The following is a 25,891-nucleotide window of genomic DNA, read 5'->3' on the forward strand; positions in this document are numbered from 1 at the left end:
CCACGGGTCAGTGACGCGTCGGACCGGCGCCCTGGATCAGTGACGCGTCGAGACGACGACCGTCGCGTACAGCTCGTCCGACGTGACCAACCGCGGCGTCAGGCCGTGCCCGGAGACCGCCTCGACGGCGTCCGCGGCCTGGCGCTCGCTCGTCTCGACCAGCAGATGCCCGCCCGGCGCCAGCCAGTCGGCGGCTTCGGCCGCCACCCTGCGCAGCACGTCGAGGCCGTCCGAGCCGCCGTCGAGCGCGACCAGCGGTTCGTGCTCGCGCGCCTCGGGCGGCAGCAGGCCCACCTCGTCCGTCGGTACGTACGGCACATTGGCGACGAGCACCTCGACCCGACCGCGCAGCTCCTGCGGCAGCGGGGCGAACAGATCACCCTCGAAGACCCGGCCGCCGCGCGGCTCGATGTTGCGACGTGCGCAGCGCACGGCGGCGGGCTCGACGTCCGAGGCGTACACCTCGGCGCCCTCCACGGCCGAGAGCAGCACGGCCCCCGCCGCCCCCGAGCCGCAGCACAGATCGACACACAGCGCCCCCGGCCGGGCCAGGCCCACGGCGTGCTCGACGAGGAACTCGGTCCGCCGCCGAGGTACGAACACCCCGGGATCGACGGAGATGCGCAGTCCGGAGAAGGCCGCCCAGCCCACGACGTGCTCGATGGGCAGACCGGTGGCGCGAAGCTCGACCATCGTGTCGAGTTCGACGGTGCTGTGCGCGGTGGAGAAGAGCAGCTCCGCCTCGTCCTCGGCGAAGACGCAGCCCGCGGCGCGGAGCCGGGAGACGGTGGTGGAACGAAGAGAGTGGGACGGGTCGATCGACATGGAAACCTTCCGGGAAACCGAAGGGGCTCCCGTGGTCACCTCTGTCGGGCTGACCACACGGTCGTCGAGGGGGAGCACCCTGCCTGCATGGCGTTGATGGGTCCCACCTCCTCGGTCGTCCACTGAACTGGAGCCGCACACATTACATGATCGACACCGTGTGGATCACCCGACAGGGTCGCCTGCTCAGGCGGACAGCTGCGTCTCGATCGCCGCGAGGACCTCGGGGGCCTCGGGCTCGGTACGCGGACGGAAGCGGGTGATCTGCCCGTCCTTGCCGATCAGGAACTTCTCGAAGTTCCACTGGACGTCCCCGGACTCGCCCTCGGCGTCGGCGACCTGCGTCAGCTCCGCGTAGAGCGGGTGACGGGCCTCGCCGTTCACATCCGTCTTCTCCAGGAGCGGGAACGTCACGCCGTACGACGTGGAGCAGAAGGTCTGGATCTCCTCGGCGCTGCCGGGCTCCTGCCCCAGGAACTGGTTGCAGGGCACACCGAGGACGGTGAAGCCCTTCTCCCCGTACTCCTTCTGCAGCCGCTCCAGCCCCGCGTACTGCGGCGTCAGACCGCACTTGGAGGCCACATTGACGACCAGGACGGCCTGGTCGCGGTAGTCGGCCAGCGAGATCGGGTCACCGGACAACGTGCGCAGGGGGATGTCGTACACACTCATGAAGAACTCCTCGTCGAGAATCAGGCTGCGATCACAACATGAGTGAAGAACCACTGGCAATCGCCATCGATTCCGCCCCCGGGGGTACGCGGCGGATCGTACGGTGCCGGCTGTGCGGGCGGCCCCTGACCGGTGCGGAATCCCGCCGTACCGGCCTCGGGCCCTCCTGCGACGCCAAGCTCCACCCGACGGGCCCGGACATCCGTACCCGTCGCCACGAGGTCGACCAGGACACCCTTCCCGGCACGTAGCGCGCGCCGTCGTGCTCGGGGGACGCCACGAAGGGCTACAGCTTCCGGAACAGTCCCTCCTGCACCACCGACACCAGGAGCCGGCCCTCGCGGTCGTAGATGCGGCCGCGGGCCAGGCCGCGGCCGCCCGTGGCGATGGGGGACTCCTGGTCGTACAGGAACCACTCGTCCGCGCGGAAGGGCCGGTGGAACCACATCGCGTGGTCCAGCGAGGCCATGTCGAAGCCCCGCGGGCCCCACAGCGGCTCCACCGGGATCCGCACCGCGTCGAGCAGCGTCATGTCCGAGGCGTACGTCAGCGCGCAGGTGTGCACCAGCGGGTCGTCGCCGAGCGGGCCCACCGCGCGCATCCACACCGCGCTGCGCGGGTCGGCGCCCGTGACCTCGTCCTTCGTCCAGCGCAACCGGTCCACGTAGCGGATGTCGAAGGGCTGGCGGCGGGCCATCCGCTCCAGGGCCTCCGGCAGTACGCCCAGATGGTCGCGGATCTCGTCCGCGAGCTTCGGCAGGGTCTCCGGGTCGGTCATGTGCCGCGGCGGCAGCTGGTGCTCGAAGCCGGCCTCCTCCGGCAGGTGGAAGGAGGCCGTCAGGTTGAAGATCGTCCGCCCCTGCTGGACCGCCGTGACCCGACGGGTCGTGAACGAACGCCCGTCCCGCACCCGCTCCACCTGGTACACGATCGGCACGCCCGGCCTGCCGGGCCGCAGGAAGTAGGAGTGCAGCGAGTGCACCGGCCGGTCGCCCTCCGTCGTGCGCCCGGCCGCGACCAGGGCCTGGCCGGCGACCTGCCCGCCGAAGACCCGCTGCAGCGACTCCTGCGGGCTCTGGCCACGGAAGATGTTGACCTCGATCCGCTCCAGATCGAGCAGGTCGACGAGGCTCTCGGCGGGGTTGGTCACCGTCTTCTCCTTAGAGCTGTCCCACGGACGTCACACGGACGATCGCACGGCCCTCTTCGTCGGAGGCCGCGAGATCCACCTCCGCGCTGATGCCCCAGTCATGGTCGCCGTTCGGGTCGGCGAAGGTCTGCCGGACGCGCCACAGGCCGTGCGCCGCGTCCTCCTCGATCGACAGCAGCTTCGGGCCGCGCGCGTCCGGACCCGTCCCCAGGTCCTCGTACTCGTCCCAGTACGCGTCCATCGCCTCGCCCCAGGCGTCCGCGTCCCAGCCGGACTCGGCGTCCATCTCGCCCAGCGCGTCCACGTTGTCCAGGGCCGCCAGCTCCACCCGGCGGAACATCGCGTTGCGCACCAGGACCCGGAAGGCGCGGGCGTTCGCCGTGACCGGCTTGACCTGATCGGCCTTCTCCTGCGCCTCCTCGGCCGTCTCGACCTCCGGGTTCGCCAGCTGCTCCCACTCGTCGAGCAGGGAGGAGTCCACCTGGCGCACCATCTCGCCCAGCCAGGCGATCAGGTCCTCCAGATCCTCGGTCTTCAGGTCGTCCGGGATCGTGTGGTCCAGCGCCTTGTACGCGCTCGCGAGATAGCGCAGCACGATGCCCTCGGTCCGCGCCAGCTCGTACCAGGAGGTGAACTCCGTGAAGGTCAGCGCCCGTTCGTACATGTCACGGATGACGGACTTCGGCGAGACCGGGTGGTCCCCCACCCACGGGTGCGACTTCCGGTACACGTCGTACGCGTGCCAGAGCAGCTCCTCCAGCGGCTTCGGGTACGAGATCTCCTGGAGCCGTTCCATGCGCTCCTCGTACTCGACGCCGTCCGCCTTCATCCGCCCGACCGCCTCGCCGCGCGCCTTGTTCTGCATGGCGGCGAGGATCTGGCGCGGGTCGTCGAGGGTCGACTCGACGACCGACACCATGTCCAGGGCGTACGACGGGGACTCCGGGTCCAGCAGGTCGAACGCGGCGAGCGCGAACGTCGACAGCGGCTGGTTGAGCGCGAAGTCCTGCTGGAGGTCCACGGTCAGCCGGATCGTGCGGCCCTCTGCGTCCGGCTTGTCCAGCTGCTCCACCACCCCGCCGTCGAGGAGCGAGCGGTAGATCGCGATGGCCCGGCGGATGTGCCGCAGCTGCGCCTTGCGCGGCTCGTGGTTGTCCTCCAGGAGCTTGCGCATCGCCTCGAACGCGTTGCCCGGCCGGGCGATCACCGACAGCAGCATGATGTTGGTGACCTTGAAGCGCGAGGTCAGCGGCTCCGGCTCGGAGCCGATCAGCTTCTCGAAGGTGGTGTCGCTCCAGGCGACGAAGCCCTCCGGCGCCTTCTTGCGCACCACCTTGCGGCGCTTCTTCGGGTCGTCGCCGGCCTTGGCGAGCGCCTTCTCGTTCTCGATGACGTGCTCGGGTGCCTGCGCGACCACGAAACCGGCGGTGTCGAAGCCCGCCCGGCCGGCCCGGCCGGCGATCTGGTGGAACTCCCGCGCCCGCAGCGTGCGCACCCGGTTGCCGTCGTACTTCGTCAGCGCCGTGAACAGCACCGTACGGATGGGGACGTTGACACCCACGCCCAGCGTGTCCGTGCCGCAGATGACCTTCAGCAGACCCGCCTGTGCCAGCTTCTCCACCAGGCGCCGGTACTTCGGCAGCATCCCCGCGTGGTGCACACCGATGCCGTGGCGGACGTAACGCGAGAGGTTCTGGCCGAACTTGGTGGTGAAGCGGAAGTTGCCGATCAGCTCGGCGATCTTGTCCTTCTCCTCGCGCGAGCACATGTTGATGCTCATCAGCGACTGCGCCCGCTCGACGGCCTGCGCCTGCGTGAAGTGGACGATGTAGACCGGGGCCTGCTTGGTCTCCAGGAGCTCGGTCAGGGTGTCCGTGATCGGCGTGAGCCGGTACTCGTACGAGAGCGGCACCGGGCGCGTCGCCGAGCGGACCACCGAGGTCGGCTTGCCCGTGCGCCGGGTCAGGTCCTTCTCGAACATCGACACGTCGCCGAGAGTGGCCGACATGAGCACGAACTGCGCCTGGGGGAGTTCCAGGATCGGGATCTGCCAGGCCCAGCCGCGGTCCTGCTCCGCGTAGAAGTGGAACTCGTCCATCACGACCTGGCCGATGTCGGCGTACTTGCCGTCCCGCAGCGCGATGGACGCCAGCACCTCGGCCGTACAGCAGATGATGGGAGCATCGGCGTTCACCGACGCGTCGCCGGTCAGCATGCCGACGTTCTCGGTGCCGAAGAGCTTGCACAGGTCGAAGAACTTCTCCGACACCAGTGCCTTGATCGGCGCGGTGTAGAACGTCACCTGGTCATTCGCGAGCGCCGTGAAGTGCGCACCCGCCGCGACCAGCGACTTTCCCGAGCCGGTCGGGGTGGACAAGATCACGTTCGCACCCGAGACGACCTCGATCAGCGCCTCTTCCTGGGCCGGGTAGAGCGTGATGCCGCGGCCCTCCGCCCATGAGGAGAAAGCCTCGAAGAGGGCGTCGGGGTCGGCGTTCGGCGGGAGCTGATCGATAAGGGTCACGCCCCCATCTTGCCTGGATTCCGACCGGATGAGGGAACCGGCCACCTGCACGAAGATCACGGACGATACGCTGCCTTGTCGACCGGTCGTCAACTGAGCGCCGGCGCGGGAGGAATGGGGCGGGGACGAGCATGATGGGACCGGCGCACTCGCTGTCCGGAGCGGCGGCCTGGCTGGGCGTCGGAGCGGCGGCCGCAGCCGCCGGGCACCCGATGCCCTGGCCGGTGGTCGTCGTCGGGGCGCTCATCTGCGCGGGCGCGGCCCTCGCCCCCGACCTGGACCACAAGTCCGCGACCATCTCGCGCGCTTTCGGTCCGATATCGAAGGGGCTGTGCGAGATCGTCGACAAGCTCTCGTACGCGGTCTACAAGGCCACGCGCTCCACCGCCGACCCCCGGCGGTCGGGCGGGCACCGCACCCTCACCCACACCTGGCTCTGGGCCGTCCTCATCGGCACCGGAGCCTCGGCACTGGCCATCACCGGCGGCCGCTGGGCGGTCCTGGCGATCCTCTTCGTCCACCTCGTACTCGCGGTGGAGGGTCTGCTGTGGCGGGCCGCCCGGATGTCCAGCGACGTCCTCGTCTGGCTGCTCGGCGCCACCAGCGCCTGGATCCTCGCGGGCGTTCTCGACCAGCCCGGCAACGGCGCGGACTGGCTCTTCACCGGCCCGGGGCAGGAGTACCTGTGGCTGGGCCTGCCGATCGTCCTCGGCGCCCTCGTCCACGACATCGGCGACGCGCTGACGGTCTCCGGCTGCCCGATCCTGTGGCCCATCCCGGTGGGGCGCAAGCGGTGGTACCCGGTCGGGCCGCCGAAGGGGATGCGCTTCCGCGCGGGCAGCTGGGTCGAGCTGAAGGTCCTGATGCCGGCGTTCATGCTGCTCGGCGGGGTGGGCGGAGCCTCGGCGCTCGGCTTCTTCTAGCGGGTACGGGACCCCGGGGGCCCGCTTCGGTCGGTCCGGGGGACGCCCAGCGTCGTCACGAGCCGGGCCAGCTCCTCCTGGAAGAGCTTGTCCGGGCTCGCCGTCTGGCGACCGAGATGCCCGTACACCTCCAGTGCCACCAGGCCGTGCAGATGCCCCCAGACGCGCAGGGCCAGCGCGACGCCGGCCGGCGGCAGTTCGGGGAAGGCCGGGCGCACCTTGTCGAGGAGTCCGGCGTCGAAGTCCGACCAGGTGAACGCGCTGTCACGGTAGAGGGGTTCGGTGAACGGCCAGGCTGCCGCGGCGAGCCCGGCGAGGCCGGTGCACACCCGGCGGGCCGCGTCCGGGGCGGGGCCGCCCTCGGGGGCCCGGTAGCCGGGCACGGGGTCGCCGTAGACGAGCCGGAAGCCCTCGGGGTTGGTCAGGGCCCAGGTACGGAAGGCGTCGGCCCAGGCCAGGATCCGGGTGGCCGGGTCCTCGACGGGCGCGTGCGTCCAGGCCGCGTCCACGGCGTCGGCCAGCGCCGAGTACACGTCGTCGATGAGCGTGGTGACCAGGTCGTCGCGCGTGGCGAAGTACCCGTAGATCGCGTTGGCCGTCATGCCCATCTCGCGGGCGATGGCCCGCAGCGTGATGGCGTCCGGACCGCCCGAGGCCATCAGCCGCAGGGCCGTGTGCTTGATCTCGGCCGTGGTCTCGGCCCGCAGCCGCTCACGGCGCCCCCGGCCCGCCGGTGCCGTCCCCGCGTCTGTGCCTGTCCCTGATCTTCCCGTCACGCGGGCACTCTACAGCGTCACTCATGTTCGCGCCGTATGGAAACTGCACGGTGTGAACTTCACGGCGTATAGTTTTCGCACGGCGTTATGTCACAGGTGTGATCACAGGGGAGAGTCATGCACATCGGAGTCATCGGAGCCACCGGCACCATCGGCAGCCGCGTCGTCGCGGAGGCCCTGGAGCGCGGGCATCACATCAGGGCCTTCAGCCGCGACGCCACGGAGGCGGCGGCAGGCGAGACCCGCGAGAACATCACCTGGGGGAGCCTCGACATCCTCGACCCCGACGGCGTCGCTGCCGTCCTGCCCGGGCTCGACGTCCTGATCAGCGCCTTCCAGCCCGGAAACGCGGCGCGGGACCTCACGGACACCGTGCGGCGTTCCATCGCCGACGCCACCGTCTACGCGACCGCGGCGCGGGCCTTGCTGCAGGCGCTGGAGAGTCACCCCCGAACCCGGCTGATCGTGATCGGCGGCGCGGGCAGTCTGGAGGTCGAACCCGGTGTGGTGCTCGCCGACGCGCAGGAGCGGCTGCACGAGACCCTGGACGCCGTCGGGCTGCCTCGCGCCTACGCGGCGGCGGTCCGCGGCCACCGGGACGCCCTCAACGTGCTGCGCACCTCGAACCGTCGGTGGACCTACTTCAGCCCCGCCGAGGACATCGCACCAGGCGAACGCACCGGCCGTTTCCGCGTCGGCGGCGACCAGCCGATCCGGGACGCCGAGGGCCGTAGCCGCGTCTCGGCGGAGGACGCGGCCATGGCGCTGGTCGATGAGGCGGAACTGCCCCGCTTCGTCCAGCGGCGCTTCACGATCGGGTACTGAGGGCGGCGACGAGCCGGTCGGCCCGACGCATGTCGGCCGGTTCGCCGGCTCCGGCCCGCCCGTGCCGATCCCGCCGGCCGGCCCGCCCGAGCCGACGGTCCGACCGGTGCCTGCCGGGCCGGTTCGCGGGCGCCGACGGTCGTTGTCGGCTCGTGAGGCCCGACGGTCCGTGCCGGCTCGCACGCCCTGACACTCCTGTGCCGGCCGGCACGCGCTCAGCGATGTGCCGGTCTTCCCGTGCGGGATCCCGCCGGCCGGCACGCCCCGACGGTCCGATCGACGCGCGCCGTGCCGGTTCGGCGGCGCCGGCGGTCCGTGCCGGCTCGCACGCGCTCACCCGCCCTTGCCGGCCTGTCCGGCCGGCCCGCCCCTGCCCGCGGTCCGCGTCGACATGGCCGGCCCGGCGCGCCCGCCGGGTCAGCCGTGCCAGGAGCGCCAGAGGGCCGCGTACGCGCCGTCCGCCGCCACCAGTTCTTCGTGGCTGCCCAGTTCGCTGATGCGGCCCCCCTCGACCACCGCGATCACATCCGCGTCGTGCGCGGTGTGCAGTCGGTGGGCGATGGCGACGACCGTGCGGCCGTCGAGGACCCGGGCCAGCGAGCGTTCCAGATGGCGCGCCGCCCGCGGGTCGAGGAGCGAGGTCGCCTCGTCCAGGACCAGCGTGTGCGGGTCGGCGAGCACCAGCCGGGCCAGGGCGATCTGCTGGGCCTGCGCCGGGGTGAGCGCGAGCCCGCCCGAGCCGACCTCGGTGTCCAGGCCCTCGTCGAGCGCCCGTGCCCAGCCGTCCGCGTCGACCGCGCCGAGCGCCGCCCACAGCTCGCCGTCCTCGGCGCCCGTGCGGGCGAGCAGCAGGTTGTCGCGGAGCGAGCCGACGAAGACGTGGTGCTCCTGGTTGACCAGGGCCACATGCTCCCGGACCCGCTCGGGCGGCATCTTCGCCAGCTCGGCCGAGCCGAGCGTGACCGATCCGGTCCGCGGGGCGTAGATGCCCGCGAGCAGCCGGCCGAGCGTCGACTTGCCCGCGCCGGACGGGCCGACCAGCGCGAGCCGGGTGCCCGGGGCGACGTCCATCGACACCTGGTGGAGCACGTCGACGCCCTCGCGGTAGCCGAAGCGCACCTCGTCCGCCCGAACGTCCCGTCCCTCGGGGCGCAGGGCCCCGTCCCCCGCGTCCGGCTCGATGTCCCGGACGCCGACGAGCCGGGCCAGTGACACCTGGGCGACCTGCAGCTCGTCGTACCAGCGCAGGATGATCCCGACCGGCTCGACCAGCATCTGGGCGAGCAGCGCGCCCGTGGTCAGCTGCCCGACGTCGATCCAGCCGCGCAGGACGAACACGCCGCCGAGCATCAGGACACCCGCGAGAACGAGCGTGTGCGTGAGGTTCACGACCGGGAAGAGGACCGATCGCAGGAAGAGCGTGTACCTCTCCCACGCGGTCCACTCGGCGATCCGCCGGTCGGAGAGGGCGACCCGGCGTGAACCGAGGCGGTGCGCCTCGACCGTCCGGCCCGCGTCGACGGTCTCCGCGAGCGCCCCCGCGACCGCCGCGTACCTGGCGGCCTCCGAGCGGTACGCCGACGGCGCCCGCTTGAAGTACCACCGGCACCCCACGATCAGCAGCGGCGCTGCGACCAGCAGGGAGAGCGCGAGCGGCGGTGCGGTCACGGCGAGCCCGCCGATCAGCAGACCGGCCCAGACCACGCCGATGGCGAGCTGCGGCACGGCCTCGCGCATCGCGTTGGCGAGCCGGTCGATGTCCGTGGTGATACGGGACAGCAGGTCGCCGGTCCCGGCCCGTTCAAGGACCCCCGGCGGCAGCCCGACCGACCGCACGAGGAAGTCCTCGCGCAGGTCCGCCAGCATCTCCTCGCCCAGCATCGCGCCGCGCAGCCGCACCATCCGTACGAAGAGCGTCTGGACGACGAGGGCGAGCGCGAACAGGGCGACGGTGCGCTCCAGATGGAGGTCCCGCGCCCCCTCCGAGAGCCGTTCGACGAGCGAGCCGAGCAGGTACGGGCCCACCATCGAGGCGGTCACCGCGACCGCGTTGACGGCGATGAGAAGCGCGAACGCCCCACGATGGCGGCTGAGCAGATCGCGTACATAGGTGCGCACGGTCGCGGCCGTGCCCACGGGCAGGGTCGTCGCCGACGTGGGGGCCGCCGGGTCGTACGCCGGTGGCGCCAGGCCGATCATGCCGACTCTCCTTCCAGCTCCGATGCGAGCTTCGACGCGAGCTCGTCCTCCCTCGCCGGGGCTTCGCTCGCGTGGTCTTTCCTCGCCCTGTCGTCCAGGGCCTGTTCGTCTTCGGTGTCCCGGGTCACGACGGCCCGGTAACGCGGCTCGGTACGCAGCAGTTCGCGGTGCGTACCGACCGCCACCACCTCGTCGTCGTGGACGAGGGCAACCCGGTCCGCCCGGTCGAGGAGCAGCGGCGAGGAGGCCAGGACCACCGTCGTACGGCCCTCGCGCAGCCCCCTCACCCCGGCGGCGACGCGCGCCTCGGTGTGCGAGTCGACCGCCGAGGTCGGCTCGTCGAGGACCAGCACCTCCGGGTCGGTCACCAGCGACCGGGCCAGCGCCAGACGCTGGCGCTGACCGCCGGAGAGCGACCGGCCGCGCTCGGTGATCCGGGTCCTCATCGGGTCGCCGTCGGTGTCCACGGACGCCTGCGCGAGCGCGTCGAGGACGTCCCCGCAGCGCGCCGCGGCCAGGGCTTCCTCGGGCCGGACCGCGCCGGAGGAGGGCACGTCGAGCAGCTCGTGGAGCGTGCCGGAGAGCAGGACCGGGTCCTTGTCCTGGACCAGCACGGCGGTACGGGCGGTGTCCAGATCCAGTTCGTCGAGCGGCACCCCGCCGAGCAGGACCGAGGTGTGCCCCTCGCCCGCCTCCGTGGGGTGGCCCCCGAGCCGGTCCGCCAGTCGTCCGGCCGCGTCCGGGTCGCCGCAGACGACCGCCGTGAGGAGGCCGGCGGGGGCGAGCAGCCCGGTGACGGGGTCGTACAGATCACCCGTCGCCCTGCGGTGCACCTCCGCCGTCGTGGTGGTGGTCCGCGCCAGCGACAGCACCCGGGCCGCGCGCTTGGCGGAGGGCCGGGAGAAGGAGTACGCCATGGCGATCTCCTCCACGTGCCGAAGGGGATGCAGCATCAGCGCCACCGCGCCGTAGACGGTGACCAGTTCGCCGACCGCGATCCGCCCGTCGAGCGCGAGCCTCGCCCCGTACGCGAGCACACCCACCAGGAGCAGACCCGGGAGCAGGACCTGTACGGCCGCGATCAGGGCCCACATCCGGGCGCTGCGGACGGCGGCGCGGCGGACCTCCTGGGATGCCGTGCGGTAGCGGGCGAGGAACAGCTCCTCGCCGCCGATGCCGCGCAGCACCCGCAGCCCGGCCACGGTGTCCGAGGCCAGCTCGGTGGCCTTGCCCGCCTTCTCGCGCTGGACGTCGGCCCGACGTGTCGCACGGGGGAGCAGCGGCAGCACCGCGAGGGCGAGGACCGGCACACCGACGGCGACCAGGACACCGAGCGTCGGCTGGTAGACCACCAGGCCCACGCAGACCAGGACCATCGTGAGAGCGGCCGCGGCGAAGCGCGACAGCGCCTCGACGAACCAGCCGATCTTCTCGACGTCGGCAGTGGAGACGGCCACGACCTCGCCCGCGGCGACCCGCCGGGTCAGGACGGACCCGAGCTCGGCGGTCTTGCGGGAGAGCAGCTGCTGGACGCGCGCGGCCGCGGTGATCCAGTTGGTGACGGCGGTGCGGTGGAGCATCATGTCGCCGACCGCGATGGCCGCGCCCAGCATGGCGAGCAGGCCGCCTGCGAGCGCGAGCCGCCCGCCGTCGCGGTCCACGACGGCCTGCACGGCGAGGCCGACGGCGAGGGACAGTCCGGCGATGCCGAGTTGCAGCAGCAGTCCCCACAGGAGGGAGCTGACCTGCCCGCCGAGTTGGTTGCGGCCGAGCCAGAAGAGGAACCGGGTGCCCGAGCGGACATCGGGGATCCCTGGATCGGCATACGGTAGATCGCGAATCTTCATGTCGTCCCAGGGCTTTCCGTGGCTTCGCCGAGTGGCGCAAACCGTGCAAGGTTCGCGCTGCCGGACCCCCTGGAGCAATCGAATTTCTCGCAGAGGCACACAGAACGCGCCAAGGTCGCACGACGCCCTCTGGACGCCTCGAACGCCCCGCGCTTCACTCGCGATCCATGAGACATCAGAAGATCATGAGCATGATCGGTGGGCTCGTCCTGACCGCCGGAGCCCTGCTCACGGCGCAGCCGGCCAACGCGGACGCTCCGGCCGATCCGCCGCCGGCCGAGTTCGGCAGCGACTGGCACGACCCGTTGACCGCCGCACCGCCCGTGACCAAGCCTCCGACCCGCTCCTGCGAGGTCCTGCTGGCAGCGGCTCAGTTCCGCGACTTCACGCCGTACCAAGGGAGTTACGCGCCTCCGAAGGGGTGCGGCACCCGCTGGAGCAAGGTCGTCCTGCGTCTCGAAGGAGAGGTGAAGGGGCGTCAGTACGACCGCCTCGGCCACCTCGCCGTCGGCGGCGTGGAGATCTTCCGCACCTCCACGCCCCAGCCCTCGCCCGACGGCATCCGCTGGTCGGTGGAGAAGGACGTCACCCGCTACCGCGACACCCTCTCCCGCCCTCAGCCGGTCGAGATGCTCATCGGCAATGTCGTGAACGAGACGTACACGGGTGTCATCGACGTCCGGGTCACGCTCACCTTCTTCACCGCGCGGGGCGCGGTGAAGCCGGCGGTGAGGACCCCCGACCGGGTGCTGCCGCTCGACCCCACCGGCCTGACCACTCCGCGCAACACCGAACGCATCCTCGCCGAGGTGCACGCCACCGGCTCCGGCGGCGGCTGCGAGGAGTACTGGTATCTGACCGTCCCCGACGCGGCCCCGTACTCCTGCAAGGCGACCGACGGGCCGTACCGCGAGGTCCGGATCTCCGTCGACGGACGGACGGCGGGCATCGCCGCCCCGTTCCCGACGGTGTGGACGGGCGGCTGGTCCAACCCCTTCCTCTGGTACGTCTCTCCCGGCCCGCGCGCCCTCGACATCCAGCCGATCGTCTACGACCTGACCCCGTTCGCGGGCATCCTCAACGACGGCCGCCGCCACCGGGTCGAGGTGTCCGTCCTGGGTGTCCCCGCCGGTCAGAGCGGCTGGAGCACGCCCACCAACATCCTGCTCTGGCAGGACGAGGGCCGCACCGTGGTGACCGGAGGGCTCGACCGGTACGAGGAGGCCGCGCCGCGCAACTCCTCGGTGCACACACCGGGTTCGGAGCACCGCCTGGACACCGATGGCGGGCACGCGCTCACCGTCGCCGGCCATCTGAACACCTCGCACGGCCGTGTCGACACCACGGTCACCCGAACCCTCGCGAACACCTCCGTGCACCGTTGGGTCGAGGGCGAGAACCCGGACGCGCTCACCGCGCGGTGGACCGACGACGAGACCGTGACCGTCGGGCGCACCAGCACCCGAACCCACCGCACGTACACCATGGACGGTGAGACGACGATCGGCGCCGGCGACCGCCTGCGGACCGTGCTGGCACTCGGCGACCGCGCCCACACCGAGGTCGTGCGGGGCGGCGAGCGGCTCTCCTGGTCACGCCTCGACCACAGTTACGCCGGCGATGCCACGTACACCACCGGTGTGCCCCGCGATCAGCGGCACGCGGTCGGGACGACGTCCGACCGCTACCGGCTCCACGGCTCCGGCGGCTGTTACGACCGCAGTGTGGAGACGGCGCAGGGGATGGTCACGGAGGATCGTCTGCGCTGCTGAGTGGCGTGAAGAGGCTGGTGACGGGCTGGTTTGGAGCAAGGTCCAAGATTTGCATGGATGTTCCATCGGGTCTTCTGTGGAATACACGGCTCCGACATAGTGGCGCGCACTGCGGAAGTTTTTTTCCGCATGACAGAAGTCCGCTACGGAGGAGTGCCCGTGCCGCACGCCGCCCCACCAGCATCGCCCGCGCCGTCCCTCGCGCGCCGCGCAGCCCGTCTGCTGCGCACCTCGCTCTTCGCGCAGGTCGCCTGCGCGCTCCTGCTCGGAATCCTCGTCGGGCGGTTGTGGCCCGAGGCCGCATCGGCCGCCCAACCGCTCGGCGACGGATTCATCCGCCTGATCAAGGCGATGATCGCCCCGCTCGTCTTCTGCGTGGTCGTCGCCGGCATCACCAAGGCGGGCGACCTCAAGGCCTTCGGCCGCATCGGCGTCAAGGCTCTCATCTGGTTCGAGGTCGCCACCACCGTCGCCCTCGTCCTCGGTCTGCTCGCCGGAAACATCTTCGGGCCAGGCACCGGGATGAACATCGACCCGGCCACCCTCGACGCCTCCGCCGTCGACGCCAAGACCGGAGGCGGGGAGCTCCCCTCGACCTCCGAATTCCTGCTGCACTCACTGCCCGACAGCGCGGTCGGCGCCTTCGCCGAGAACTCGCTGCTCCAGGTGCTCGTGCTGTCCTGCCTGGTCGGCGCCGCCCTGCTGCACCTCGGCCAGAGCAAGGTGCCCGCCATCCTGCCCGCCATCGAGCAGGCCCAGGAAGTCGTCTTCGCCGTCGTCGGCTTCATCATGAAGCTCGCCCCGCTCGCGGTCTTCGGCGCCACGGCTCACCTGGTCGGCGAGTACGGTCTCGGCGCGCTCTCCACGTACGGCAAGCTCATCGCCGTCTGTTACGGCGTGGCGCTGCTCTTCCTGCTCGCCCTGGCGCTCGCCCTCAAGGCGCTCACCGGGATCAGCCTCTGGAAGTTCGTCCGCTACACCCGCGAGGAGATGCTCCTCGCGCTGGGCACCGCGTCCAGCGAGACCGTGATGCCGCGGATGATGCAGAAGCTGCGCGCCGCCGGCTGCCGCGACGACGCGGTGGGCCTGGTGCTGCCGACGGGCTACTCGTTCAACCTCGACGGAGCCTCGATCTACCTCTCCGTCGGCACGCTGTTCATCGCCCAGGCCGTCGGTGTGGACCTGAGCATCGGCCAGCAGATCACCGTCGTCCTCGTCCTGATGCTCACCAGCAAGGGCATGGCGGGCGTGCCGGGTTCGGCGTTCCTCGCGCTCTCCGCGACCGCCGCCGCCCTGGGCGTCATCCCGGTCGCGGCCGTGGCCCTGCTGCTCGGCGTCGACCGGATCATGGACGCGATGCGCGTCGCCACGAACCTGCTCGGCAACTGCGCGGCCGTGTTCGTGGTCTCCCGCTGGGAGGGGGCGCTGGACCGGGTGACGGCCAAGGCCGTACTGAACGGTGAGATCCCCTTCGTACCGGAAGAGGCCGACGAGACCGCATCGGCCAAGGAGCCCGCGGACGCCGCCGAGCAGTCCCGGGCGGCACAGCAGCCCGCGAGTTGAGCGACCGCGGGGCCCGGCCGGTGCGAGCCGGGCCCCGCGCCGCTCGCCCTATGCCGGCTTGACCGAATCCACGCCCGACCGTGCCTTCTTCCACTCGCCGCGGGTGAAGTCCGGGATCGGCAGCGGTACGCCCTTGGCCTTGACCGAGGCGTGACTGAGCGGCACCGGAGCCGTCCAGGTCGCCGCGTCGTACACATCGAAGTCGGGGACCAGACCGAGCTGCATGCACTGCATCAGCCGGAAGATCATGATGTAGTCCATCCCGCCGTGCCCGCCCGGCGGATTCGCGTGCTCCTTCCAGAGCCAGTGGTCGAACTCGGTGGCGTACGCCGAGAAGTCGCCCCACTGGTGTCCCTTGTGGTCCGGCTCCACATAGATCCGGGCCGGATAGTCCTCGAAGACGCCCAGGGTCCCGCCCAGACTGTTGATCCGGCTGTACGGGTGCGGGGTCGAGACATCGTGCTCCAGCCGGATCACACGGCCCTTCTCCGTCTGGACCAGGCTGATCGTCCGGTCGGCCCCGATGTACGTCTCCTTCCAGCTCGGGTCGCCCGGCGGCATCTCCTTGGCCCGGTACTCGGCGAGACCGAGCGCCGGTGTCCCGAAGCTGCTGATGCTGACCGCACGGTCGCCCCGGTTGATGTCCATGTAGTTGGCGACCGGACCGAAGCCGTGGTTCGGATAGAGATCGCCCCGCAGCTTGGTGTGCCAGAGCCGGCGCCACGGGCCCTCGTAGTACGTGGGCGAGAACATCAGCTCGCGCAGATCGTGGTTGTACGCGCCCGCGCCGTGCAGCAGAGTCCCGAACTTGCCCGCGTGCGCCATCCGCAGGACCCGCATCTCGTTGCGGCCGTAACAGCAGTTCTCGAGCTGCATGCAGTGGCGTCGGGTCTGCTCGGAGAGGTCGACCAGCTCCCACAGGTCCGGGAGCGTCATCGCGATCGGACACTCCACGCCGACGTGCTTGCCGTTCAGCATCGCCGCCCGCGCCATCTCGACGTGGAGTTCCCAGGGCGTCGCCACATAGACGAAGTCCAGGTCGGAACGCTTGCAAAGGTTCTCGTAGTCGTCCTCGCCATGGGTGTACAGACCTGGGGAGGGCTGTCCGGCGGCGACCACCTTGGCGGCGGCGCGCTCCGCCTTCTCCTTGACCGGGTCGCAGATCGCGACCACCCGCACCCATGAGAGCGCGAGGAAGAGGTCGATCATGCTGCCGCCCCGGTTGCCGAGGCCGACGATGCCGACCCGGACGATGGAGCGCCCCTCGAAGGGGACACCGGCCATGGTGGCGCCTCTGCGCCGGGGAGCCCGGGCGATCTGCTCGGTGGTGTCCGCGGCGGCAGCGGCGGCCCCGGGCGAGGCGGCCTCGGCGTGGCCGGCGCCCAGGGCGCCGAGGCCGATGCCCGCTCCCGCGACCCCGGCCGTGGTCCGCAGGACGGAGCGGCGGCTCGGCGGCTGCGGTGCGTTGTCGTTCATGGAACCTCCAGTAGCTGTGTGCACGGCTGGCTCATGAATCCCGCTCAGGACCCTGGCCGTTGAGACTGGTGGTACGCAAGGGCGCGGATTGGACTCTTGCGACGGGTAGTTGGACTCTTCCATTCCGCATGGCCGCGTCATGCGGACGGCGAGGGCCACTCACCCACATGGGGCAAGGGCCCCCGCCATGTCGCGCAGAGCGTCACGGACGTGTCGCGCGCTCCAAGGCCAGGAGCACATGCTCATAGCTCCGGCCGGTCGCCCGGTCCATACCGATCTCGCACATCCGGTTCGCCGACAGATGCGCGTCGAAGGGGCGCGCCGTCACCTCGGCCGCCTCCCGAGCGGTGGCCGAGGCCGTCAGCTCCGGATGGAGCATTCCCCGGTCGCCGGCGAAGGCACAGCAGCCCGCGTCCTCGGGCACCACGACCTCCTCGGCGCAGGCCCGGGCCAGCGCCGTCAGCTGCTCCTCGTCCCCCAGATGCCGCATGGAGCACGTCGGATGCACCACCGCCGACCCCACCGCACGCCGTACGTCGAGCCGCGGCAGCAGCTCGTCGGCCGCCCACACCAGGGAGTCGAGGATCGTCATCTCGGCGTGCAACTCGCGGTTGTCGTCGGTGAGATACGGAACCACCTCGTGCGCGATACCGAGCGTGCACGAGGAGGCGTCGACGACGAGCGGCAGCCGTCCGCCCGCCGTCCAGCCCCAGGCAGCCTCCACGATCCGGTTGGCCATCACCTCGTTGCCGCGCTCGTACCCCTTGGAGTGCCAGATCGTCGCGCAGCACGTTCCGGACACGTCGTCCGGAATCCACACCGGCCTGCCCGCCCGCGCGGAGAGCGCGACGACCGCCTCGGGGAGCGAGGGGCCCGGCCGGCCCTCCGGCCCGCCGAAGATGCGGTTCACACAGGCCGGGTAGTAGATGGCGACGGCCGCCGGGCGGTGGGTGCGGGGGAGCCGGCGGGCCGCCGCGCCCGGGATCTCCGGCAGCCACTCCGGTACGAGATCGGGGCGCACCGCCTTGCGTGCCAGGCCGGTCGCCGCTGACAGGAGACGGTCCCTGATCCGGTCCGCCGCGGCGACGGCGAGCCGCGCCGATGCCTCCACCGCGCGGAAGTTCCTCGCCGCCAGCGCCGCGACGAACTCCTCGCGCGGCGAGTGCCGCCGATGACGGAAGTCCTTCATCATCGCGCCGGTGTCGATTCCGACGGGGCAGGCCAGCTTGCAGGTGGAGTCGCCGGCGCAGGTGTCCACGGCGTCGTAGCCGTACGCCTCCAGCAGGCTCGCCTCGACGCGGGAGCCGTCGCTCTGTCGCATCATCTCCCGCCGCAGCACGATGCGTTGGCGTGGAGTGGTCGTCAGGTCGTGGCTGGGACACGTCGGTTCGCAGAAGCCGCACTCGATGCAGGGATCGGCGACCGCCTCCACCTTCGGGATCGTCTTCAGACCGCGGAGATGGGCCTGCGGGTCGCGATCGAGGACGATCCGCGGCGCGAGCACCCCGTCGGGATCGATGACTTCCTTGGTCCGCCACATCAGCGCCGCCGCCCTCGGACCCCACTCCAGTTCCAGGAAGGGCGCGATGTTGCGGCCGGTGGCGTGCTCGGCCTTCAGCGAGCCGTCGAACCGCTCGACGGTCAGCTTGCAGAACTCGTCCATGAAGGAGGCGTACCGCTCCACGTCGGCGGGGTCACCGGCGTTGAACGCGAGCAGGAAGTGCAGGTTGCCATGGGCGGCGTGACCGGCGACGGCCGCGTCGAAGCCGTGCCGGGACTGCAGCTCCAGCAGCTCCGCGCAGGCCTCGGCGAGCCGGGCCGGCGGTACGGCGAAGTCCTCGGTGATCAGCGTCGTACCCGAGGGGCGCGAGCCGCCCACGGCGGTCACGAACGCCTTTCGGGCCTTCCAGTACCCGGCGATGGTCCCGGGGTCGCGGGTGAAGGCGTTGCTCACCGAGGCGACGGGCGCGACAAGGTCCAGATCGTCGAGCACGGCTGCCGCCGCTCGCTCGTACGCCTCCTGCGCCGCTGCGTCCGGCGCGCGGAACTCCACGAGCAGCGCCGCCGTCTCCTTCGGCAGCTCCGCCCAGTCCTCCGGCACCCCGGCGACGCGGACCGAGGCGCGCAGGGTGTTGCCGTCCATCAGCTCGACCGCGATCGCCCCGGCGTCGTTGAAGCGCGGTACAGCCGCGGCCGCGGCCGGTAGCGAGGGGAAGAACAGCAGCGCCGTCGAGACCCGCCGGTCCAGGGGCAGGGTGTCGAAGACGACCTCGGAGATGAAACCGAACGTGCCCTCCGAGCCGACCATCAGTCCCCGCAGGATCTGCGCGGGGGTGTCACCGTCCAGGAAGGCGTCGAGGCGATAGCCGTTGGTGTTCTTGATGGCGTACTTGGCGCGGATGCGGGCGACCAGCTCGGGGTCGGCCTCGATCTCGGCCTTCAGCTCCATCAGGCCCGCGCAGAGGCGTGGCTCGGCGCGCGCGAGGTCCGCGTCGGCGGTCGGATCGGCGGTGTCCACCACGGTGCCGCTCGGCAGGACGCAGGTGAGGGAGGCGACGGTCCGGTACGAGTTCCGTGTCGTCCCCGCGGTCATGCCGGAGGCGTTGTTGGCGACGACTCCGCCGATCGTGCAGGCGACGGCGCTCGCCGGGTCGGGCCCGAGGACCCGGCCGTGCCGGGCGAGCGCGGCGTTGGCCCGGACGACCGTGGTGCCGGGGCGGATCCGGGCACGGGCACCGTCGTCGAGCACCTCGACGCCCACCCAGTGCCGGCGCACGTCGACCAGGATGTCCTCTCCCTGGGCCTGCCCGTTGAGGCTGGTCCCGGCCGCCCGGAACACCACCTCGCGGCCCTTGCCATGGGCGTACGAGAGGACCGCGGAGATGTCGTCGATGTCCTCCGCCACCACCACGACCTGCGGGACGAACCGGTAGGGGCTGGCGTCGGAGGCGTACCGCACCAGGTCGGAGACCTTCGAGAGCACCTTGCCGGGGCCGAGGAGCGCGGTCAGCTCCTCCCGCAGGTGCCGTGGCGTGCCGCGGGACTGGAGATCGGGGACCCGGTCCGGGGCCGGGGTCCGTTTCGTGCCCGGACGCAGGGCCTGCGGGTTCGGCTCCAGCAGTGGCATGTCACGGCTCCCCTCGGCGCTGCCTGCGCCTCCTCGGTCAGCAGCGCCGCTCCGGCACGTGGTCGACCAGAGCGGACAGCAGACCTCCGAGCACCTCGCGCTGATCGACGGTCAATGGAGCAAGGATGTCCTCTGCGGCGGCCCGACGGGCGCTTCGCAACGCGCGCAGCGTGGCGCGCCCCGAGTCGGTGACCTCGATCCTGACCACCCGGCGGTTCGTCGGATCGGCGACGCGGCGCACCCGCCCGGCGGCCTCCAGACCGTCCACGAGGCTGGTCACGGCCCGGGGGACGACCTCCAGGCGCTCGGCGAGATCGGCCATCCGGGGCGGATGGTCGTAGTGCGCGACGGTGCGCAGCAGACGAGACTGCGCGGGGGTGATGCCCATCGGCTCCAGCTGCCGCTTCTGGCTGCGCTGCAGGCGTCGAGTGAGGCGCAGCAGCTGCTCGGCGAGGAGGCCGTCGGCGTCGGGGGTGTTCATGGGGGAACACTATCAGGACCATGTTCATTGTGAGTATAGGTAACAATGAGCTATGCTCTGATCGACTTCAGTTCTCTCGCCCCTCGTAGGAGCCCATGCGCCCCCATGAAGAGTCCGAATGGACACCCCCACCGCGCGATCCCGCGCAGCCGAAGGAGCCCACGCAGATGCGGCGCATCCTGCGGCTCTTCCGTCCCTACCGCGGCCGGCTCGCCGTCGTCGGCCTGCTCGTCGGTGCCTCCTCCCTGGTGACGGTGGCTTCGCCCTTCCTACTGAAGGAGATCCTCGACACCGCGATCCCGCAGGGCCGCACCGGGCTGCTCAGTCTGCTCGCCCTCGGCATGATCGTCACCGCCGTGATGACGAGCGTCTTCGGCGTGCTCCAGACCCTCATCTCCACCACCGTCGGCCAGCGGGTGATGCACGACCTGCGCACCGCGGTCTACGCACAGCTGCAGCGGATGCCACTCGCCTTCTTCACGCGTACACGCACGGGCGAGGTCCAGTCCCGGATCGCCAACGACATCGGCGGGATGCAGGCGACGGTCACCTCGACCGCCACCTCCCTCGTCTCGAACCTCACCGCCGTCGTCGCCACCATCGTCGCCATGCTCGCGCTGGACTGGCGCCTCACCGTCGTCTCGCTGCTCCTGCTCCCGGTCTTCGTCTGGATCAGCCGCCGCGTCGGCCGCGAGCGCAAGAAGATCACCACACAGCGCCAGAAGCAGATGGCCGTCATGGCCGCGACCGTCACCGAGTCGCTCTCCGTCAGCGGCATCCTGCTCGGCCGGACCATGGGCCGCGCCGACTCGCTCACGAAGTCCTTCGCCGAGGAGTCCGAGCGCCTCGTCGACCTCGAGGTGCGCTCCTCCATGGCCGGGCGGTGGCGGATGTCCACCATCGGCATCGTCATGGCCGCCATGCCCGCGCTGATCTACTGGGCCGCCGGCTTCGCGCTCCAGTCGGGCGGACCGGCGATCTCGCTGGGCACCCTCGTCGCCTTCGTCTCGCTCCAGCAGGGCCTGTTCCGGCCCGCCGTGAGCCTGCTGTCCACGGGCGTTCAGATCCAGACCTCCCTCGCCCTCTTCCAGCGGATCTTCGAGTATCTCGACCTCCCCGTCGACATCACCGAGTCCGCCGACCCCACCCGGCTGGAGAAGATCAGCGGCGAGGTGGCGTTCGAGAACGTCGACTTCCGCTACGACAGCGAGGCGTCCGGCAAGGCCACGCTCGACTCCATCGACCTGACCGTCCCGGCCGGCGGCAGCCTCGCCGTCGTCGGACCCACCGGCTCCGGCAAGTCCACGCTCAGCTACCTGGTGCCCCGGCTCTACGACGTGACCGGCGGACGGGTGCTGATCGACGGTGTCGACGTCCGCGACCTGGACTTCGACAGCCTCGCCCGGGCCGTCGGCGTCGTCTCCCAGGAGACGTACCTCTTCCACGCCTCCGTCGGCGACAATCTGCGCTTCGCCAAGCCCGACGCCACCGACGAGGAGATCGAGGCCGCGGCCCGCGCCGCCCAGATCCACGACCACATCGCCTCGCTGCCCGAGGGCTACGACACCCTCGTCGGTGAGCGCGGCTACCGCTTCTCCGGCGGCGAGAAGCAGCGCCTCGCCATCGCCCGCACCATCCTGCGCGACCCGCCCGTGCTCATCCTCGACGAGGCGACCAGCGCGCTGGACACCCGTACCGAACACGCCGTGCAGCAGGCCATCGACGCGCTCTCCGCCGGCCGCACCACCATCACCATCGCCCACCGGCTCTCCACCGTCCGGGACGCCGACCAGATCGTGGTCCTCGAAGCCGGCCGGATCGCCGAGCGCGGCACACACGAGGAGCTCCTCGAACGGGACGGCCGGTACGCGGCCCTCGTGCGCCGTGACGAACACACGAACGTGGGAGCGGTTGTTCCCCAGAACGTGTGATCGTTCCGGCTTTCGTTGCTCAACTCCCTTGTGACGGCTGATGATTACGGTGCGCAAGCGACGGGCTGCAGACCGCGATCGCTCACTGTCCCACAGATGCACCCTGCACAAGGAGAACGCACCACCATGAACGTGATCACCAACCTGCTCGCCGGCGTCTTCCACTTCCTGGGCTGGCTCGTCTGACCCTGGTTCGTCCGACTCCGTACGACCGGTACGCGCAGTGCACGGCGCCGTCGGTTCCCCGTCCCAGGGGGCCGGCGGCGCCGCCGCATGTGCGGCTCCGCGGTTTCGCGGGTCTGCCGGGTTAGCGTGCGGCCATGACGCACCGGTCCTGGCAGCCCGAACACCGTCGCCGCCGCCCCCGGCTCACCCGCCGGGGCAAATTCGCGCTGCTCCTCGGCGCGGCCCTCGCGGTGGCGGCCGCGATCACCGTGCCGCTGCTGCTCCGCGGGGAGGACAAGCCCGAGCCTGTCCCCGAGAAGCAGCGGACCCTGCTGATCCCCGAGGGCTTTCGGGCGGGCCAGGTGTACGCGGCCATCGACCGCTCCCTCCGCCTCGCCGAAGGCACCACCCGCAGCGCGGCGGCAGCCCCGGCCACCGCGCTCGAACTGCCCGCGGCAGCGGCGGGAAACCCCGAGGGGTACCTCTTCCCGGCCACGTACCCCGTGGAGGCCGCGACCACCCCCGAGAGCCTGCTGCGCTACATGGTCGACACGGCGGGGAAACGCTTCGGCACTGATCACATCGGCGCGGGCGCCCAACGACAGGGCCTCAGCGTGCACCAGACGGTAATCATCGCCAGCATCGTGCAGGCCGAGGCCGACACCGCCGAGGACATGGGCAAGGTCGCCCGTGTCGTCCACAACCGCCTCGCCAGGGGAATGGCGCTTCAGATGGACTCGACCCTCAATTACGCCCTGGGCCGCTCCACCGTGGACACCACCCATGAGGACACGAAGATCGACAGCCCGTACAACACCTACGAACGTCCTGGGCTGCCGCCGACCCCGATCGGGAACCCCGGTGAGCAGGCGATGGCGGCGTCGGTCGAACCGGCGACGGGTGACTGGCTGTACTTCGTGACCGTGCGGCCGGGGGACACCCGCTTCACCGCCGACTACGCCGAACACCAGGCGAACGTGGCCGAGTTCAACGAGAATCGCCGAGCGGCGAGGGAGGGGTGACCTCGGGCCCGCCGATCACGGCCCAAGCCATGGCACGTCGCCGACAGGCCGACGTCGCCCGTCGGACACCCCTAGGGCGACGTCCGGCAGGAGGACGGGTCCTTGACGACCGCCTCGCAAGCCACAAGGCCTGCTGCGAGCTGCATCGGGGTCGAGTCGCTGCTCACGTCGAGCTGTTGCACCGAGGCCCGCGCTGCGGACTGCGTCGCGAAGGTGAAGCAGTCCCCGTGTACCAGCACGATGTCGGCCGCCGCCCTGACCTTGACCGACCGCACCCCGTCATCCGAGTCCAGCTTCGACCACTGGCCGAAGAGGTCCTCGGCCGTCTTCCGCACCTCGGCGCAGGACGGCTCGCCCCGGCCACCCGTCCCTACCCCTACCGCGTATCCGCCCCCGGCCAGGACCGCGACACCAGCCGTGGCCAGGGCAAACGCCCACCCTCGTCTCATGGCTGATCACCCTAGACCCTGGTCCGGTCCGATCCGGCGCGAATTATCGGACAGGCCCCAGGCTGTTTCCGATGGGGGCTGCGACGGGTTCCCGCTCCAGAAGGCGGCGGATCTCGGTGACGGCGGCGCGACCGGCACGGTTGGCGCCGATCGTGGAGGCCGAAGGGCCGTACCCGACCAGATGGACGCGCTCGTCGCGTACGGCGCGCGTCCCGTCCACCCGGATGCCGCCGCCCGGCTCGCGCAGCCTGAGCGGGGCCAGATGGTCGATCGCGGCACGGAAGCCGGTCGCCCAGAGGATCACGTCCGCGTCCACGGTCCGGCCGTCCGCCCAGGCCACACCGGTCGGGGTGATGTGGTCGAACATGGGGTTGCGGTCCAGGATCCCGCGCGCCCGAGCGCTCTTGATCGCGTCGGTGAGCGGGAGACCGGTGACGGAGACGACGCTCTGCGGCGGCAGCCCCAGCCGCACGCGCTCCTCGACCATGGCGACGGCCGCCCGGCCCTCCATCTCGCCGAACGGTCCCTCGCGGTAGACGGGCTCGCGCCGGGTCACCCATGTCGTCTCCGCCGCGACCTCGGCGATCTCCATCAGATGCTGGGTCCCGGAGGCACCACCACCGACCACGATCACCCGCTGACCGGCGAACTCCTCGGGGCCGGGGTAGTTCGCGGTGTGGAGCTGGCGGCCGCGAAACGTCTCCTGGCCCTGGTAGCGGGGCCAGAAGGGACGGTCCCATGTGCCGGTCGCGTTGATCAGCGCACGGGTGGAGTACATGCCCTCCGAGGTCTCGACGAGAAGCCGGCCGCCCTCGCCCTCGCGGACCGCGCCGACCTCGACGGGCCGGTGGACACGGAGGTCGAAGCGCTCCTCGTACGCCGTGAAGTACGCGCCGATCACCTCGGACGAGGGCCGGCTGTCGTCGGCGCCGGTCAGCTCCATGCCGGGCAGCGCGTGCATCCCATGGACCTTGCCGTAGGTGAGCGAGGGCCAGCGGAACTGCCAGGCGCCGCCGGGGCGGGGGGCGTGATCGAGCACGACGAAGTCGCGATCCGGCTCCAGCCCGGTGCGCCGCAGGTGGTAGGCGGCGGAGAGCCCCGCCTGCCCGGCACCGATCACGACCACGTCGACGTCCCGTACGTCCTGCCCGCGCTCAACCCCGAAATCGTTCACGGTTCCACTAACCGCGGTGGGGGTGCGGATCTTCCCGCCCGCGGTGCCACGGCATGCGGCGCCCGGTGCCCCCCACCCCGGAAGAGGAAACCGAACGCTTGCCGACGGGCCGACACCGTCCCTGTCGGCCGCCGCCCGCCACAAGAAGCGGCGCGCCGCCGGGAGAGGAGGCCGGACGTCCGTTCGCCGCCGGAACACCGAGCAGCGGCGAGGCGGGGGTACTCGGCAGCAGCCCGCGCCGCGAGCTCCGGTGTCAGCGCAGGTGAATCAGGGGGTGAGAGGGCGTCAGCAGCCGCGGGGACAGGCGGCGGAGGCCACCCTCAGCCGCAGGGACGCGCGGCGGAGGCCACCCGCAGCTGGTCGATGTGATCGCGTGGTGAGCAGGGCTGTACGCAACCTGGCGTGAACGGAGCGACCCGTTCCGGTGCTGGTCATCGGTGTCTCGGAGCGTGGACGCGCGATCCCGTGGTACGGACGGCAGGATGCCCCCATGGCATTCACCACCACGGTCCTCACCTTCATCACCGGCACCAACGAAACGGTCACCGACCTGACCTCGGCCTGCACCGATTTCCTCAACCGCGCGGCCCAGGGCGGCGACGGCCTCCTCAACCTCTTCGTCCCCCACGCCACGGCCGGTCTGGCGATCCTCGAGACGGGCGCGGGCAGCGACAAGGACCTCTTGTCCGCGCTCCACCACCTCCTCCCGGCCGACGACCGCTGGCAACACCGCCACGGCTCCCCGGGCCACGGCCGCGACCACGTCCTGCCGGCCCTGGTCCCGCCCCATGCGACGGTGCCGGTGATCAGGGGCGGGCTGGAGCTGGGAACGTGGCAGTCGATCTGCCTGGTGGACACGAACAAGGACAACGCGGAGCGGCAGGTGCGGCTGAGCTTCCTGGGCTGATCGAGCCCGTCACGCTGGTCGGAGCCGCCCGCGGGTTCGATGGTGATGCCGACGGCGACCGCGTTGCCCGGGGACGTCCGGCG

General features: G+C 71.2%; 20 protein-coding genes. 8 read left to right on the forward strand and 12 right to left on the reverse strand.

Annotation, left to right across the window (positions count from 1 at the left end):
• Nucleotides 1–36: 36 nt before the first annotated feature.
• Both ACZ561_RS00865 and ACZ561_RS00870 read right to left on the reverse strand, forming a co-directional pair.
• Nucleotides 37–825, reverse strand: a complete 789-nt coding sequence (locus ACZ561_RS00865) for a putative protein N(5)-glutamine methyltransferase (RefSeq protein ID WP_470987914.1) — start codon at nt 823–825, stop codon at nt 37–39.
• A 186-nt stretch (nt 826–1,011) separates the two neighbouring features.
• On the reverse strand, nt 1,012–1,497 hold the full coding sequence (locus ACZ561_RS00870; RefSeq protein ID WP_470987917.1) for a glutathione peroxidase: 486 nt from the start codon (nt 1,495–1,497) through the stop codon (nt 1,012–1,014).
• 38 nt (nt 1,498–1,535) lie between these two features.
• Here ACZ561_RS00870 and ACZ561_RS00875 point away from each other — a divergent pair, with 38 nt between their 5' ends.
• Nucleotides 1,536–1,748, forward strand: a complete 213-nt coding sequence (locus ACZ561_RS00875; RefSeq protein WP_470987919.1) for a DUF6011 domain-containing protein — start codon at nt 1,536–1,538, stop codon at nt 1,746–1,748.
• A gap of 35 nt (nt 1,749–1,783) precedes the next feature.
• Here ACZ561_RS00875 and ACZ561_RS00880 read toward each other — a convergent pair whose 3' ends face one another.
• Together ACZ561_RS00880 and ACZ561_RS00885 are read right to left on the reverse strand one after the other, a co-directional pair.
• On the reverse strand, nt 1,784–2,647 hold the full coding sequence (locus tag ACZ561_RS00880) for an acyl-CoA thioesterase (RefSeq protein ID WP_470987922.1): 864 nt from the start codon (nt 2,645–2,647) through the stop codon (nt 1,784–1,786).
• Nucleotides 2,648–2,657: 10 nt separating this feature from the next.
• Entirely contained in the window at nt 2,658–5,231 is a 2,574-nt protein-coding gene (locus tag ACZ561_RS00885; protein ID WP_470987925.1) for a DEAD/DEAH box helicase, read from the reverse strand.
• A gap of 71 nt (nt 5,232–5,302) precedes the next feature.
• On the opposite strand from ACZ561_RS00885, the gene ACZ561_RS00890 reads away from it, so the two are divergent.
• Entirely contained in the window at nt 5,303–6,094 is a 792-nt protein-coding gene (locus ACZ561_RS00890) for a metal-dependent hydrolase (protein WP_470987927.1), read from the forward strand.
• Here the strand turns inward: ACZ561_RS00890 and ACZ561_RS00895 are convergent.
• Complete coding sequence (locus tag ACZ561_RS00895) at nt 6,091–6,870, reverse strand: TetR/AcrR family transcriptional regulator (protein ID WP_470987929.1); 780 nt, start codon at nt 6,868–6,870, stop codon at nt 6,091–6,093. The two genes, ACZ561_RS00890 and ACZ561_RS00895, sit on opposite strands and share 4 nt — an antisense overlap.
• A 117-nt stretch (nt 6,871–6,987) precedes the next feature.
• Between ACZ561_RS00895 and ACZ561_RS00900 the strand changes: the two genes are divergently transcribed.
• Nucleotides 6,988–7,695: an NAD(P)-dependent oxidoreductase gene (locus ACZ561_RS00900; RefSeq protein ID WP_470987931.1), complete on the forward strand. Its 708-nt coding sequence runs from the start codon at nt 6,988–6,990 to the stop codon at nt 7,693–7,695.
• 417 nt (nt 7,696–8,112) lie between these two features.
• Here the strand turns inward: ACZ561_RS00900 and ACZ561_RS00905 are convergent, their stop codons facing one another.
• Together ACZ561_RS00905 and ACZ561_RS00910 are read right to left on the reverse strand one after the other, a co-directional pair.
• Nucleotides 8,113–9,894 (reverse strand): ABC transporter ATP-binding protein, encoded by a 1,782-nt coding sequence (locus ACZ561_RS00905; RefSeq protein ID WP_470987933.1) that lies wholly within the window; start codon nt 9,892–9,894, stop codon nt 8,113–8,115.
• Nucleotides 9,891–11,741: an ABC transporter transmembrane domain-containing protein gene (locus ACZ561_RS00910; RefSeq protein WP_470987936.1), complete on the reverse strand. Its 1,851-nt coding sequence runs from the start codon at nt 11,739–11,741 to the stop codon at nt 9,891–9,893. Before ACZ561_RS00910 ends, ACZ561_RS00905 begins: the two co-directional genes overlap by 4 nt.
• A 167-nt stretch (nt 11,742–11,908) precedes the next feature.
• On the opposite strand from ACZ561_RS00910, the gene ACZ561_RS00915 reads away from it, so the two are divergent.
• Both ACZ561_RS00915 and ACZ561_RS00920 read left to right on the forward strand, forming a co-directional pair.
• Nucleotides 11,909–13,513 carry a peptide-N4-asparagine amidase gene (locus ACZ561_RS00915; protein WP_470987939.1) on the forward strand — a complete coding sequence of 535 codons (1,605 nt, stop codon included), beginning with the start codon at nt 11,909–11,911 and terminating at the stop codon, nt 13,511–13,513.
• A gap of 219 nt (nt 13,514–13,732) precedes the next feature.
• On the forward strand, nt 13,733–15,076 hold the full coding sequence (locus tag ACZ561_RS00920; RefSeq protein WP_470989991.1) for a cation:dicarboxylate symporter family transporter: 1,344 nt from the start codon (nt 13,733–13,735) through the stop codon (nt 15,074–15,076).
• A 48-nt stretch (nt 15,077–15,124) separates the two neighbouring features.
• On the opposite strand, the gene ACZ561_RS00925 is transcribed toward ACZ561_RS00920, so the two are convergent.
• From ACZ561_RS00925 to ACZ561_RS00935, 3 genes are all read right to left on the reverse strand, one after another.
• Nucleotides 15,125–16,552 carry a Gfo/Idh/MocA family protein gene (locus ACZ561_RS00925; RefSeq protein ID WP_470987942.1) on the reverse strand — a complete coding sequence of 476 codons (1,428 nt, stop codon included), beginning with the start codon at nt 16,550–16,552 and terminating at the stop codon, nt 15,125–15,127.
• Between the two features lie 202 nt (nt 16,553–16,754).
• Entirely contained in the window at nt 16,755–19,679 is a 2,925-nt protein-coding gene (locus tag ACZ561_RS00930; protein ID WP_470987945.1) for an FAD-binding and (Fe-S)-binding domain-containing protein, read from the reverse strand.
• A 37-nt stretch (nt 19,680–19,716) separates the two neighbouring features.
• Entirely contained in the window at nt 19,717–20,160 is a 444-nt protein-coding gene (locus tag ACZ561_RS00935) for a MarR family winged helix-turn-helix transcriptional regulator (protein WP_470987947.1), read from the reverse strand.
• Between the two features lie 95 nt (nt 20,161–20,255).
• Here ACZ561_RS00935 and ACZ561_RS00940 point away from each other — a divergent pair, with 95 nt between their 5' ends.
• Nucleotides 20,256–22,091, forward strand: a complete 1,836-nt coding sequence (locus ACZ561_RS00940) for an ABC transporter ATP-binding protein (protein WP_470987950.1) — start codon at nt 20,256–20,258, stop codon at nt 22,089–22,091.
• Nucleotides 22,092–22,411: 320 nt separating this feature from the next.
• Nucleotides 22,412–23,278: an endolytic transglycosylase MltG gene (gene mltG / locus ACZ561_RS00945; RefSeq protein ID WP_470987952.1), complete on the forward strand. Its 867-nt coding sequence runs from the start codon at nt 22,412–22,414 to the stop codon at nt 23,276–23,278.
• A gap of 71 nt (nt 23,279–23,349) precedes the next feature.
• On the opposite strand, the gene ACZ561_RS00950 is transcribed toward mltG, so the two are convergent.
• Together ACZ561_RS00950 and ACZ561_RS00955 are read right to left on the reverse strand one after the other, a co-directional pair.
• On the reverse strand, nt 23,350–23,727 hold the full coding sequence (locus tag ACZ561_RS00950) for a hypothetical protein (protein WP_470987955.1): 378 nt from the start codon (nt 23,725–23,727) through the stop codon (nt 23,350–23,352).
• Between the two features lie 43 nt (nt 23,728–23,770).
• Nucleotides 23,771–24,901 carry an NAD(P)-binding domain-containing protein gene (locus tag ACZ561_RS00955; protein WP_470987957.1) on the reverse strand — a complete coding sequence of 377 codons (1,131 nt, stop codon included), beginning with the start codon at nt 24,899–24,901 and terminating at the stop codon, nt 23,771–23,773.
• Between the two features lie 490 nt (nt 24,902–25,391).
• Here ACZ561_RS00955 and ACZ561_RS00960 point away from each other — a divergent pair, with 490 nt between their 5' ends.
• Nucleotides 25,392–25,808: a YjbQ family protein gene (locus ACZ561_RS00960; RefSeq protein ID WP_470987959.1), complete on the forward strand. Its 417-nt coding sequence runs from the start codon at nt 25,392–25,394 to the stop codon at nt 25,806–25,808.
• The last annotated feature ends 83 nt before the right edge of the window (nt 25,809–25,891 follow it).

This window comes from Streptomyces sp. NPDC039609 (assembly GCF_055596705.1).